The following is a 13,727-nucleotide window of genomic DNA, read 5'->3' as shown; positions in this document are numbered from 1 at the left end:
ATAAAAGAGTGCTTTTTCTTCATTAAATTCCTAAACCATGCTAAAAAAATTACTCGTTTCGGTATTCTTACTCGTTTCCGCGCTTGTGGCTACCGCACAATCTCTACCCGTCTGGCAGCCCGAATGGGATCAGCAGGAGGTACAGGACTGGCTGCTTTATCCCATCAAACCTACGGCACAGGTCTATTCTGCCCATAATGGAAAGAATATCATTCTATATAACGGACTTCTTAAGCGAAGCTTTAGGGTGCAACCCAACCTTGGTTGCTATGAGTTCAAAAACATGAGCAATGGTCAGCAGCTGCTGCGGGCTGTAAAACCCGAAGGCCGTATCACTGTCGACGGGGTAGAGTACGTCATTGGAGGGCTGGAAGGTCAAAAAGAACAAGCCTATTTGATGTATTCCTGGCTCGATACCTTCCACACCACCGATCGTTCCTTTCAGTACATCTCCTATCAAACTCAGGACCTGCAGCCCACCCTCAACTGGAAAACGAAGATGTGGGCCTCTCAGAAGAACCAGCCCAAGGGGCAAGAGATTCGGTTCTTATTCAAGAGCCCGCTACCGGCCTTGTCGGGCGTGGAGGTTTGGGTACACTACGCCCTTTATGATGGCCTGCCGCTTATCAGCAAATGGATCACGGTGACCAATAACGGAAAGAAGGCAGTACAGATCGATCAGCTGGTACATGAGGTATTGGCGGTTGTGGAAGAGGAGAGTGCTGTAGTAGGTACCGCCGACAATATGGCCAAGCCCAATGGGATCTATTTGGAGCATAACTTCACTTTTAATAATTCGATGCGGGCACATTTAAGCGACCAGGCCACTCATTGGCTTACCGATACCAGCTATACCTCCCAGGTCAATTACGACTTAAAGACGCCAGCGCTGATGGAGGTGTTTCCAAAAAAAGGCTATGGGATAACACTCTCCAACAGGGAATCCTTAACATCTATCCGCAGCTATGAGCTACTGCAGGACAGCTACGACCGGGAACGAAAGGGGATGGGCCTAAAGAAAATGTACCGGACCATCGCTCCTTGGACCACCACCAATCCTATTTTTATGCATTTGGTGAGCAAGGATGACCAGCAGGTGATAACGGCCATTGACCAGTGTGCAGCTACGGGATACGAAGCCTTAATACTAAGCTTTGGAAGCCATTGTAATATGGAAGATACCACGGCAGCCAATATACAGAAATGGAAGAAATTGGCCGATTATGCCCATAGTAAAAATGTATTTATAGGCAGTTATTCTCTATTTAGTTCTCGGAAAATAAGTCCGGAGGACGATGTGATCGACCCGGCAACAGGAAAGCCTGGTGGTGCATTTTTTGGCAATGCCCCCTGTATGGGGAGTCGTTGGGGACTGGCTTACCTCGATAAGCTCAAGATTTTTATGCGTGCTACTGGTTTCGATATCTTCGAAAACGATGGCCCATACCCGGGCGATGTATGTGGCTCTACGTCGCATCCCGGCCATAGTGGATTAGCCGATTCGCAATGGAAGCAGATGGAGCTTCAAAAGGGCCTCTATCACTGGTGCAATGAGAATGGGATATATGTAAACGCTCCAGACTGGTATGTGCTGGATGGTACGCATAAAGTGGCTTTAGGCTATCGTGAGGTAAACTTCTCCTTATCCCGGGAACAGCAAAAAATATTGAACCGTCAAAATATTTTTGATGCCATGTGGACCGAAATTCCATCCATGGCCTGGGGGTTCGTTCCGCTTACTAAATATCAGGGTGGGGGACCTGAGGCCATTTTAGAGCCTCTTTCCGAGCATCTGGATGCCTATGAGCAGCTGATGATGCAATATTATGGTTCGGGTATTCAGGCATGCTACCGTGGCCCTAGGCTATATGATACCGACGAGGCTAAGAGAAAAGTTACTGAAGTAATTAATTGGTATAAAAAATACCGGCTAATTCTGAATTCTGATATACTACACCTTCGCAGGGCCGATGGGCGCGACTGGGATGGGATTATGCATGTGAACAATCAGCTCAAGGAAAAGGGCTTGGTGATGCTGTATAACCCGTTGGAGCAGGCGATCGAACGGCAGATCCAGCTCCCCGTGTATTACACTGGGAAGCATGATACGGTACAAATTCGGGAAAAGGAAGGTCCAGCCAAGGCCTACTCGGTAGGCAGAGATTATCAGGTGAGGCTCACCGTGACCCTTCCAGCCAATGGGTATACTTGGCTAGTAATAGAATAACGGACCCGGCAGATCTACGGAAAAGGGATAGCCCATTCGGAAAAGTATTCCGGATGGGCTATCCCTTTTTTTAGTTTTGGGCTGATTTTTAAATGAATAGCACTTCATTTTTGAGGCATTCTCACGTCTTACTCCTATTTTTTATAAAATAATTTAAATACGGGGGTTAGGTTTTAAAGTTTCGTCCCTCCTATAGGAAACCAATCGAAAGTTATGGGGCAAAGGTTGTCTAGAGAGCATGCATTACGACTCTGGCAGGAATATCGGGAAGGTGAAATTGTGGCTCTGGGCGAGATTTTGGACGGCTATTATCCTGATTTGTATGGATGGGGGCATCGGTTTAGTCCCGACCAAGAGGTCGTCAAGGATTGTATACAGGAAACCTTCCTAACTCTGTGGAAAAAACAACAAACGATAGGGGCCGTGGATAATGTGCTGGCTTACCTCATGGTGATGTTGAAGAGACGGATTCTATACGAGAAATCAAAACAAACGGGAACCATGGATCTGTCGTTGGTGGATACCTATGAGTTTTTGGTAGAGTTTGCGCCCGATTTTCGATTGATACAAGAAGAGCACGAAGTATATCAACTCCAACAGGTGGCTAAGGTGATCAATCAGTTGCCGGCTCGCCAAAAGGAGCTTGTTTATTTACGCTTTTATAAGAACCTCAGTTTCGAGCAGATTGCCGAAATTATGCAGCTAGGACGGCAATCCGTCTATAATCTATTTCAAAAGTCCCTTAAAAGTATGCGCAAACATTGGTCTTATGGCTTTACAACCATTTGGCTAATACAGTTCATTCTACATGGGTAGTAAGTGGGGGTAATAAAGTAGAAAGGGATCGGGCGGATTATGCGCATCATAGGGTTGGCTAAAAAAAACTATAAGTACACCGGTATATTTAAGGAATTGAAACGAGTAGAATGAAAAATTACGAAAATTACGGTGTGGAATCCTTTCTTCAAGACGCTGACTTTCGAGATTGGGTACTAGGAAAAACCGTCGATGAGGCATTTTGGATGAAGTTTGCTCAGATGCATCCCGACAAAGAAGCGGTGATGCAGGAGGCCGAACGGCTAATAAGGGCCACTCAGGTAGAGGTTGAGGAATTATCCCCAAAGGAAATACGTGCGGAAGTGGACCGGTTTATTAAAAACGCCACTGGCACTGCAACCTCAAGTACTCGGTTTGAAGGGGATGGGCCTACCAGCGTTACCATCCGGCCCCTGTCGCCCTTGCTATATCGGATAGCCATGGGGGTCTTGTTTTTTGTCGGTCTTTTTTGGATTGGGCGTCATTATTGGCGTCCAGCCCCAGTCGCTCAAGGGTTCGTGGCAAAGGAAGCTCCTGTAGGAATGGTAGAAACTTATAATAACACAGGCAAACCTTTGCCCATTGTTTTGAGCGACAGCTCCCATATTATCTTGAGCGATGGAAGTAGGCTGAGCTATCCGGCCACCTTCAGCGATAGTGCCCGCTTGGTTTATTTAAATGGGGAGGCTAGCTTTTCAGTATCGCATCGGGGCGACCCATTTATCGTATTTTCAAAAGAAATAGCCACGAAAGTGTTAGGTACGCGCTTCGTTATCAATGCTTTTGAGAACCGTAGAAAGTATACCGTTCAGGTACAGTCGGGTAAGGTGTCGGTATATCCGGTAGACCCAAACAACCCTTTGTCGGCTGGTCCTTTGGCTGGTCTGATATTGACGGCCAATCAAGCGGCGATCTTCGATAAAGAAAGTGGGCAGTTGATCAAGACATTGGTTGCCCAACCCGTCGTCATTCAAAAAACAGTTTTGCCCGCCGATCGTATCTATGACGAAGTTCCGATGCCCACGCTAATCAAGGAGCTGGAGAAGGCTTATGGGATTTCTATTGCCATGGATTTCGAACGTTTTGAAAAATGTCGTATAACCGCCACACTTTCCAACGAGCCACTATTCGAACAACTTGAGGCGATCTGTAAGAGTGTTTCGGCCAGCTACGAAATCGTAGACGGTCAAATCGTGATTAGTGGGAAAGGATGTCATTAATTAACCCTTAAAACCAGCAGACACAGCGCTTATGAAACAGAAGTAGAAAACGGCAGTAGCGAGGCTACTGCCGAATAGGCCTCAAGGAGAAGTGTACGCTCGCCAAAGTTACCACTTCCCAGTACGGTTCCATCTTTGAAACTTTAACCCAAATCAAAAATATGAAAAAACCAGCTGACAGGCAATTATGGATTAAACTTATGAAATTTACATTTACTCAAGGTTTGGTCATGCTACTGTTGATGGGCGTATCCTATGCCCATACGAGTAGGGCACAAGAGTACCTCCAACGGCGTATTTCTTTACAGGCATCCAATAAGGATATTAAAAGTGTGTTGACGGAAATAGAACGTACGACAGATGTCCGATTTGTATATAGCTCACAGGTCATAGCCAGAGGGCAAAAGGTGAGTATCTCCGAAAAAGAATCGACCCTGGGAGCAGTACTCAACAACCTACTTCATCCCTTGAATATTCGTTATGAACTGCTGGGGCGTAAGGTCATACTAACCAAAGAAATAGTACCTGCAAAGAGTCCCTCGGTAACGGCCCCAGTTAAGCTAGGGGTAAAGGGAAAGGTCGTCGACGAAAATAACTTGGCCTTACCCGGCGTAAGTGTGGTCGTAAAGGGGACGAGCATAGGGACTATTACCGATGTTAATGGGGCTTTTGCACTGGAAACCCCCGTCGATGAAGCCGTTTTGGTATTTAGTTTTGTAGGGTTCGTAACTCTGGAAAAGGCCATTAACAACAGTTCCTTCTTAGAGATAAGCCTTCTTCAGGAACATAAAGCCCTGGATGAGGTGGTGGTGGTAGGCTATGGTACTCAGAAAGCCAAAGATCTGACGGGTTCAGTAGGGTTAATTGACCAAGATAAGGTGAAGGATCTTCCGGTGGCTTCCCTCGACCAAAAAATGATAGGCCAGGTAGCCGGAGTGCAAATCCAGCAATTGTCGGGTAGCCCGGGCGGAGGTACCTCCGTTCGGATCAGGGGAAGCGGATCGCTTGGCGCCGGAAATGAACCCCTATATGTGGTAGACGGTATGCCGTATTCGGCTGGGTTAAATCAAAACTTAAATCCCCTATTATTGATCAATCCCAATGATATAGAGTCCATTTCTATCTTGAAAGATGCTTCTTCTACGGCCATTTATGGTTCTCGTGGTGCCAACGGGGTCATCTTGATTACGACCAAAAAAGGATCCTTCAATAAGACCCAAATTCATTTTTCGGCCATGACGGGTGTCCAGACCGTTCCTCAACGAGGCCGGCCTCAACTCATGAACCAGCGAGAGTTTGCCGAACTGCAACGGAATAAAATCGATATAGCGGTTTTAAGATCCGAGAAAAGAGCGGCAACGGTCAACGATTATCCTGTCGAATACCAAAATTTGGGCGCCTTGCAAGGTGCTGGAACCGATTGGTACGATTTAATACTTCAAAATGCACCGATTCATGACTACAACTTTAACCTACAAAAAGGCGGAGAAACTTCTAGGATGAATTTTAGCTTAGGATATTTTAAGCAGGATGGGGTGGTAAAGTACACGGGCGTTGAGCGTTATAGTAGTAAAGTCAATATAGAGTCCAATATGGGCGAGAAGCTGACCATTGGAGCCACTTTACAACCTACTTATATCCGTCAGAATAGAACTACCACCAACTCGAATCGAGAGGATGTCATTGGGATTGCCAATTGGGCTAACCCCGTTATGTCGCCTTATGATAGTGATGGTAATTTGATCCCTTATATCAGGTCTCCACAAAGTAAGTACCATTCGGCTTGGAGCTTTGCCAATCCCTTGTTTGTACTCAAAGAAACTACCCAACTGCAGGAGCAGTTTCAGAACTTAGGACTGGCCTATGTTCAATGGGATATTTTACCTGGTTTGGTGGCCAAAACGTCCTTAAATACCATCTGGTCCACTTCTAAGTACTTCCAATACATTCCGAGTACAGTGGGAGGGTCTAATCGTCCTCCGGTTGCGGGCACTGGACAAGCAACGAGTCAAAATGGAAATAATTTTAACTGGCTGATCGAGAATACCCTTACCTACAACAAGGCTATAGGGAACCATAGTTTTAATGCCTTGCTGGGCTATACCAGCCAGAAAAGTAAGAATAGCAATATCAACGTGGTGGCCGGGCCTTATTCTAATGATCTGGTGCAGACTATTAACGCTGCCCAGGACATCAAGAGCTGGAATCAAAATATCGATGAATGGAGTATCATTTCGTACCTCGGACGGTTAAACTATGGTTACAAAGACAAGTACCTGTTTACAGCTACCTTGCGTTCGGATGGATCCTCCCGATTCGGTCAGGAAAACCGATTCGCCTATTTCCCCTCCGTGGCCGGTGCATGGAGAATTTCACAAGAGAAATTTTTGGCGAATAGCGAAACCATTAGCAACCTAAAGTTAAGGGCTAGCTTTGGTAGAAGTGGAAATAATAATATTGGTAACTACTCGCATTTGGCGCAAATTTTCCAAGGATCCTATGCCTTTAACAATACGCAAGTAGCCGGCTCTTATGTGGGCGTAGCCAACCCCTATCTTACCTGGGAGGAATCGAGCCAGTTGGATGCGGGGATCGACCTCGAGCTGTTTAAAAACAATATCTCCGTGACAATCGATGTGTACAACCGTAAGAGTAAGAATATGCTACTCAATGATGTGATTCCCGCTATTACTGGATTCAGCTCTCAGATCGTTAATAAGGGAAATGTGCGTAACCGGGGTCTGGAGATATCGATAGGAGGTAGTCCCATCACGGGTGATTTTCGCTGGGATCTGAATATGAATGTGGCCTTTAATAGAAATAAAGTACTCTCTCTGAACGACAACAGCGATCGCATCCTTTCGGGGAATAATGACGGTAATCCTACCCATATCAGCGTGGTGGGAAAGCCTATTGGGCAGTTTTTTGGATTTGAACTAGAAGGGGTTTACTCTGCGGCCGATATTGCCAATCCCGATATTATCAAAACCACCCAAGTATATGAAGGGAACCCTAAGTATAAGGATGTGAATGGCGATGGCGTAGTGAATGACCTTCTCGACTATACCATTATTGGTAGTCCCTATCCGGACTTCACCTTCGGCGTTACCAATAACTTCAGCTATAAGCGATTTAGCTTGGGCGTCATCTTGAATGGGCAAAAAGGGGGGCAGGTTATGAACGGTCTCCGCCAGACGGTAGACAACCTCCAAGGTTTCTTTAATGTTCGCCAGGCTTGGACCAATCGTTGGATTAGCCCTGAGAATCCGGGCGATGGCCTGCACTCCGGCGTGCCCAAACTAACACCTAGCTGGGGCCACCGGGTCAACAGCCTATGGGTGGAAGATGCGTCCTTTTTACGTATCGCAAATATTACCTTGGGGTACAATCTGCCCGACCAGTTAGTCAGAAAATCGGGCTTTGTGAAAAGCTGCAGGCTGTATGCCACCATTCAAAATTTGGCAACTTTTACGGCTTATGAAGGAGCTAATCCCGAAGGTCAATCACAGAATATCAATAACACCCTGTCGCCAGGTTTCGATATGTCGTCCTATCCCTTGGCACGTACCATGTCTTTTGGTTTAAATTTTTCTTTTTAGTGTAGAGAAGGTCCATACTGACTTTTAAAATATACGAAGCATATGAAAAAAATTACATTATTATGGCTGGTACTATTCACCAGTTCTTGTTCCGAATCGTTTCTGGAGCTATATCCTAAGGATGGACTGAGCGAGGGGAACTTCTATAATACCGAAGAGGCCTACATACTTTTAGCCAATGGTTGCTACATGCCGATGCGCGATTATGAAAAGAACCAACATTGGGTATTGGCCGAGCTGATATCCGACAATGGCACGCACCAGAACAATGTGGTGACCGGTGAGGCCGTCCGTGGGGTCATCGATCAGTTTATCCTCGTTTCCGACAATTCAGCCTACCTCGACTTCTGGAAGCTGTCCTATAGCGGCATCACCCGATGCAATAAGCTACTGGCCGAGCTAGACAGGGAAGGCGTAGCATGGTCCGATCTGGCATTTAAGGAGCGTAGCGCGGGGGAGGCGTACTTCCTACGTGCTCTGTATTATTTCAATTTGGTACGGCAATTTGGTGGCGTTCCTCTGGTGACTGAGCCGATCAATTCCCAAGAAGCAGTGGGTGTAAAGCGGGCCACGGAGGCTCAGGTGTATGAGCAAATCATAGCAGATTTGCAGGCTTCGGAATCTCGATTCCTGAAGGCCACTGCCAAAAAAGAAAATGGGCGGGCCAACGAATGGGCTGCAAAGGGCTTGTTAGCCAAGGTATATTTGACCTTAAAAGAATATCAGAAGGCAGAAGAGCAGCTTTTGGCTGTAATCAATTCGGGTCAATACACACTTTTACCAAACTATGCTGATCTGTTTAATCCAGCGGCAAAGGATTTTAAAGAGACTATATTTGCGGTCCAGTTCGCCGAAAGTAGCGCAGAAACCTCTAACCGGTTTATATTCTGGTTTGCACCACATACCTCGGCAGGCAACGTCACCAAACGTCCCAATATCAATATCATTGGTGCCGGCTGGAATCAACCCACCGACGACCTGATCGCCGCCTTTGAGCCTGGCGATTCGCGCAAAGCCGTTTCCATTGGCTTTTGGGAGGGGAAAGACTGGGACAACCAGATCCGCCCGATCCCCTATGTGGGCAAATACAAGCCGCCAATCTCTGATCCCAACGATCGCTGTAGCGACAACCTTCCCGTGTTAAGGTACTCCGACATCCTGTTGATGATGGCTGAGGTGCTCAATCAACAAGGCAAAACTACTCAGGCCATATCCTACGTGCAGCAGGTTCGCAACAGAGCGGGGCTAAAAGCATCCCTCGATGGGTTGGCGAAAGAGGCCTTGACCACCTTGATTGCCAAGGAAAGACAGGTGGAATTCTGCTTTGAAAACCAACGCTGGTACGACCTTAAGCGTACTGGAAAGGCTATAGAGGTCATGACCGCCCATGGCCAGCGCGAAGTGGCTCAAAAGCCTTACTCTTATGATGGGGCCTATACCATTACCGAAAATAAGCTTTTGGCCCCTATTCCGGTCAATGAGGTATTGGTGAATCAGTTGACACAAAATCCAGGTTATTAGAATTACTTTTGAGTGGCTTACAGCCTTTTTATAATTATTTCCCTTAAAATATCGATGATGAAACGCTTATTGAGAAAAACCCTGCCCATAGTAGTATGCCTCTTACAAGTTGCCGGGATGGTAACCGGGCAGTCAATTCCAAAAAAGCCAAATATAGTTTATGTATTAGTCGATCAATGGCGTGCCCAAGCAATGGGGCACGCGGGGGATGTGAATGCCTTTACCCCCAATCTAGACCAATTGGCTTCGGAAAGTATACGGGTTAAGAATGCCGTGTCAGGCATGCCCGTATGTTCGCCCCACAGAGCTTCTTTGTTGACCGGGCAATACCCCCTGACCCATGGTGTATTTATGAACGATGTACTACTAGGGACCGATTATATGACGCTACCCAAAGTATTTAATAAGGCCGGATACCAAACGGGGTATATCGGAAAGTGGCATTTGGACGGGCATGGGCGGAACTCTTATATCCCCCCCGTTCGCCAGCAAGGATTTGGGTATTGGAAAGCCTTGGAATGTACGCATGACTATAATAACTCGTATTATTATGCCGGCGACTCCGACAAAAAGTTGAAATGGGAAGGTTATGACGTAATGGCCCAGGTAGACGATGCCTGTCAGTATATCGAGGATAAGGCCAAAAAGGACGCCCCTTTCGTCTTGTTTATTGCCATGGGCGCACCGCATGACCCCTATCAGACGGCTCCAGAAAAGTATAAGGCCATGTTTCAGGATAAAGAACTGAAGCTGAACCCCAATGTTTCTAAAGAGAATAAGGATAAAGTAGTGCGTGACTTGAAGGGTTATTACGCACATATGGCTGCCATTGACGAGTCGATAGGGAAGTTACGTTCCAAACTAAAAGACAGTGGGATATCTGAGAATACCATTTTCGTCTTTACTTCGGACCACGGTGATTTGTTGGGTGCCCACGGCTATTGGAACAAGCAGCAGCCCTATGAGGAGAGTATTCGCGTCCCTTTTATTATCCATTATCCGGCCATGTTGGGAGCCACTGGTCGGTTTTCCGACATTTTACTCAATTCGCCAGACATTATGCCTACGCTATTAGGGTTGACGGGAATAGCTATTCCAAATTCAGTGGAAGGTGTCGATTTTTCGCAAGTACTGTTGGGTAAAAAGAAGGACCGGGTTTCCCAAACTTTTATTTCCTGTGCACAACCCTTTGGGCAGTGGGATAGGCGTAAGGGGGGTAAAGAATATCGGGGGATCGTTACACACCGCTATACATACACCCGGGATCTACAGGGCCCCTGGTTGCTCTTCGACAACCAAGAGGACCCCTTTCAGCTAAATAATTTGGTGGGCCAATCAGGGTACGAACGCCTTCAAGCTCGTCTTGAAAAGGGACTGCAACAAGAATTGAAAAAAAGGAAAGATGAGTTCCTTCCCGGAATGGACTATATAAAGAAATGGAATTATGTGGTCGATGAGTCCGAAACGGTACCCTACCGAACGATGAACTATGAAGGGAAACCCCTTAACGAATAGGTTGGGGTCGACGCCCATCCTCATTGTAAAGGCTATTAAATAAGGCTCAGTTTTACTCAAATTGGTAGGGATCGTTTTTCCTTGCCATCATTATTAATCTATGTCATGAACAAACCCAAAAGTGTTTTTGCCGGCTTACTGGCAGCTACTGGCTTAACGGCCTTTATTTTGATGGCTGCCAAGGCACCCCACACGGAGGCTCCTTCCTCAGCTAAACCTAATATTATATATTTGCTTACCGACGATCAACGGGCTGATGCCCTGGGTGCTATGGGTAACCCGATCATCAAAACCCCTCATTTGGATCAACTGGCCAATAAGGGACTGCTGTTTAAGAATGCCTATGTCACTACCTCTATTTGTTGCGTGAGCCGAGCTACTATGTTGAGTGGCCAGTATATGTCGCGCCACGGTATTGCCGATTTTAGCACTAGTTTTAGCCCTTCCGCTTTCGACCAAACGTATCCTATGTTGCTGAAGAAAGCCGGCTATCGGGTGGGTTTCATCGGGAAGTATGGGGTAGGGCATCCCAAAGATCAGCCCGCCTCCTCATTCGACTACTGGGCCTGTACCACCAAGTCGCAGCCCGATTATGAGATGAAAGACGAGAATGGAAATTATATCCATCATACCGATAAGGTTAATAATGATATTCAGGATTTCTTAAAAACCAACGACGGATCGAAACCTTTCTGCCTATCGGTTAGCTTTAAAGCGCCCCACGTTCAAGACAATGACCCACGGCAGTTTATCATTCAGCCCAGGTATAAGTCGATGTATGCCGGCGATAGCATAGCCGAAACGGAAAAAATGGATCCTAAATATTGGAATGAATTTCCAGACTTCTTCCGAACAGAGGAAAATATTGCCAGGGTACGTTGGCATTTGCGTTTCGAAAACAACCGGATGTACCAAGAAAGCGTGCGCAACTACTACCGCCTGATCAGCGGAGTCGATGAGGTGGTGGGTAAGCTAGTAGCCTCCCTAGAAAAGCAAGGCCTGGCCGATAATACGGTGATCGTTTTTATGGGCGACAACGGGTTTTACCTAGGAGAGTACGGCCTAGCCGGCAAATGGTACGGTCATGAAGAATCCCTGCGGGTGCCTCTTATTATATATGACCCGCGCAATAAAGCACTACAAGGGAAAACCTCCGACGACGTAGCTTTAAACATCGATATTGCTCCTACAATTCTTAGCCTGGCAGGGGTAGAAGCCCCTAAAACCATGCAAGGGGTCGATCTTGAGAAAATGGTTTCTAAAAAAGGGAAGAAACTGAAGCGTAGCGAATTCTTTTATGAGCATACTTTTATAGGGGATCCTGGTATCCCACGCTTAGAAGGGGTGGTACAGCAGCGCTATAAGTATCTTAAGTTTATCGATCATGACTACGAGCAACTCTTCGATTTGCAAAAAGACCCGTCAGAAAAGCATAATGCAGCCAAAGATGCCTCTTATTCCTCGGTGTTGGCCTCAATGCGTAGCCGTTACGAAAAAATGAAGCAAGAAGTGAAGTAAATAATCAATGATTAAAAAGGCCCTTTGGAGTGTTTCCAGAGGGCCTTTTTTGGTTAAAGAGCTGAGGTGGCGGAGGCTACCAAATCGGTCCATTCTGGTAATTCTGGTATTCCTGGTTTACGTTTTCCGAAGTATTGGTTAAACATAATCCCTTGGCGATCTATTAGCTCAATACCCGTGACGATTCCCGCCTCGCTGGGCTTTCGCACCACCCAGGCCTCGTCTATGGCATCGGTACGCAGGTGCAGGTTAAATTCGGGGTCCATGATGTTGAGCCAGGGGCCCATTACAAAAATCTTTTCGATGGGGCCTGTATGAATCTGTATACAGTTGGGGTTTGAAACAAACACCATAATAGGGACCTGTCTTTCGCTGGCTTGGTCGAATAAGTCTTTAAATTTGCCGGGGTCTATCCTATAGGCATAGCCTTCTGGAGCCAGGCGAAGTGCCTGCTTTCTGCTTAACTGATATTTTTTTAACAATCCGAAAAAATCATGGGTGTCTTTCAAGCTTAGCCATTCTTGTTGAAACTGGGCTCTGTCTATTTCTGGAAGTTCGTCCGTCTCGGCTATCGATTTTTCTGATGGCTTTACCGTTAACTCCTGCAGCTGTTCGGGAGCCTTATATTTTTTTACCAGAAGGTGATAAGCATCGAGGTCGCTTTTTTCAGTCAAATATATTTTATGAGCGGCCTCGCCGAAGGAATTAAAAAACTGTAAACTGCGCCGTTCGTTGGCTTCGACGGCGAAGCCGAAGGTCCAATCACCCACAAAAAGCCTTAAGTCGATGTCCGAACCGAGCACCAATCCTACATGTCCACGAAAGGAAATATTTTCGTAAACCCCTTTTCGCTCGTGTACTACGTGTTCGTTACGAGTAAGGGCCATCACATGTCCTAGGCTTCCCATCTCTTTGAGAAGCTCTCTGAAGTCACCGGTGAGCAAGGTGGTGCCATCGCCTACGGATGTTGCCACCAGCTGGGCTTCAGAACAGCCAAGTTCTTTGGCTGCATCCCGGATTCGGGTTTTTGGGTTGGACTTTTGAAACGCATTCCAGCTCGCTTTTAAATTGGTCGTTGTAATCATGATTCTAATATAGTTTAAATGTTTTAAAATGCTTTAGGCGATAGGCTTTAGGCCAGCGCTGCTTATATAATGTCACGCTCTAAAATAAATGCTGTAAGCAATATGCGATAAGCTGTAAGCATTAGGCCCACGTTATTGCCGATAGCTTACAGCCGATAGCAATAAGCTGTAAGCATTAGGCATTAGGCATTAGGCCCACGTTATTGCCGATAGCCGATAGCTGAAA

The 13,727-nt window shown here is 46.4% G+C and carries 8 protein-coding genes; 7 read left to right on the top strand and 1 reads right to left on the bottom strand.

Annotated elements, in window-relative coordinates:
• Positions 1 to 37: 37 nt before the first annotated feature.
• From CLV98_RS16820 to CLV98_RS16790, 7 genes are all read left to right on the top strand, one after another.
• Complete coding sequence (locus CLV98_RS16820; RefSeq protein WP_109676050.1) at positions 38 to 2,227, top strand: alpha-galactosidase; 2,190 nt, start codon at positions 38 to 40, stop codon at positions 2,225 to 2,227.
• Between the two features lie 213 nt (positions 2,228 to 2,440).
• On the top strand, positions 2,441 to 3,043 hold the full coding sequence (locus CLV98_RS16815; protein ID WP_109676048.1) for an RNA polymerase sigma factor: 603 nt from the start codon (positions 2,441 to 2,443) through the stop codon (positions 3,041 to 3,043).
• A 110-nt stretch (positions 3,044 to 3,153) separates the two neighbouring features.
• Positions 3,154 to 4,263 (top strand): FecR family protein, encoded by a 1,110-nt coding sequence (locus CLV98_RS16810; RefSeq protein ID WP_109676046.1) that lies wholly within the window; start codon positions 3,154 to 3,156, stop codon positions 4,261 to 4,263.
• A gap of 200 nt (positions 4,264 to 4,463) precedes the next feature.
• Positions 4,464 to 7,862: a SusC/RagA family TonB-linked outer membrane protein gene (locus CLV98_RS16805; protein ID WP_109676326.1), complete on the top strand. Its 3,399-nt coding sequence runs from the start codon at positions 4,464 to 4,466 to the stop codon at positions 7,860 to 7,862.
• A 42-nt stretch (positions 7,863 to 7,904) separates the two neighbouring features.
• A complete protein-coding gene (locus CLV98_RS16800) occupies positions 7,905 to 9,383 on the top strand; it encodes a RagB/SusD family nutrient uptake outer membrane protein (protein WP_109676044.1) in 1,479 nt (492 codons plus the stop codon).
• 54 nt (positions 9,384 to 9,437) lie between these two features.
• Positions 9,438 to 10,898 carry a sulfatase family protein gene (locus tag CLV98_RS16795; RefSeq protein ID WP_109676042.1) on the top strand — a complete coding sequence of 487 codons (1,461 nt, stop codon included), beginning with the start codon at positions 9,438 to 9,440 and terminating at the stop codon, positions 10,896 to 10,898.
• A gap of 105 nt (positions 10,899 to 11,003) precedes the next feature.
• A complete protein-coding gene (locus tag CLV98_RS16790; RefSeq protein WP_109676040.1) occupies positions 11,004 to 12,416 on the top strand; it encodes a sulfatase family protein in 1,413 nt (470 codons plus the stop codon).
• Positions 12,417 to 12,469: 53 nt separating this feature from the next.
• On the opposite strand, the gene CLV98_RS16785 is transcribed toward CLV98_RS16790, so the two are convergent.
• The gene (locus CLV98_RS16785) at positions 12,470 to 13,501 is read right to left on the bottom strand and encodes a hemin-degrading factor (protein WP_109676038.1); all 1,032 of its coding nucleotides are present in this window, start codon (positions 13,499 to 13,501) and stop codon (positions 12,470 to 12,472) included.
• Between the last annotated feature and the right edge of the window lie 226 nt (positions 13,502 to 13,727).

This window comes from Dyadobacter jejuensis, from assembly GCF_003149085.1.
GTDB lineage: Bacteria > Bacteroidota > Bacteroidia > Cytophagales > Spirosomataceae > Dyadobacter > Dyadobacter jejuensis.
Note: the sequence above shows the minus strand (reverse complement) of the source record. Positions and strands in the feature narration are given on the sequence as shown.

Coding starts and splice junctions, on each gene's coding strand:
- CLV98_RS16800 (WP_109676044.1), top strand. CDS start 7,905: ATGAAAAAAATTACATTATTATGGCTGGTACTATTCACCAGTTCTTGT.
- CLV98_RS16795 (WP_109676042.1), top strand. CDS start 9,438: ATGATGAAACGCTTATTGAGAAAAACCCTGCCCATAGTAGTATGCCTC.
- CLV98_RS16790 (WP_109676040.1), top strand. CDS start 11,004: ATGAACAAACCCAAAAGTGTTTTTGCCGGCTTACTGGCAGCTACTGGC.
- CLV98_RS16815 (WP_109676048.1), top strand. CDS start 2,441: ATGGGGCAAAGGTTGTCTAGAGAGCATGCATTACGACTCTGGCAGGAA.
- CLV98_RS16785 (WP_109676038.1), bottom strand. CDS start 13,501: ATGATTACAACGACCAATTTAAAAGCGAGCTGGAATGCGTTTCAAAAG.
- CLV98_RS16805 (WP_109676326.1), top strand. CDS start 4,464: ATGAAATTTACATTTACTCAAGGTTTGGTCATGCTACTGTTGATGGGC.
- CLV98_RS16810 (WP_109676046.1), top strand. CDS start 3,154: ATGAAAAATTACGAAAATTACGGTGTGGAATCCTTTCTTCAAGACGCT.
- CLV98_RS16820 (WP_109676050.1), top strand. CDS start 38: ATGCTAAAAAAATTACTCGTTTCGGTATTCTTACTCGTTTCCGCGCTT.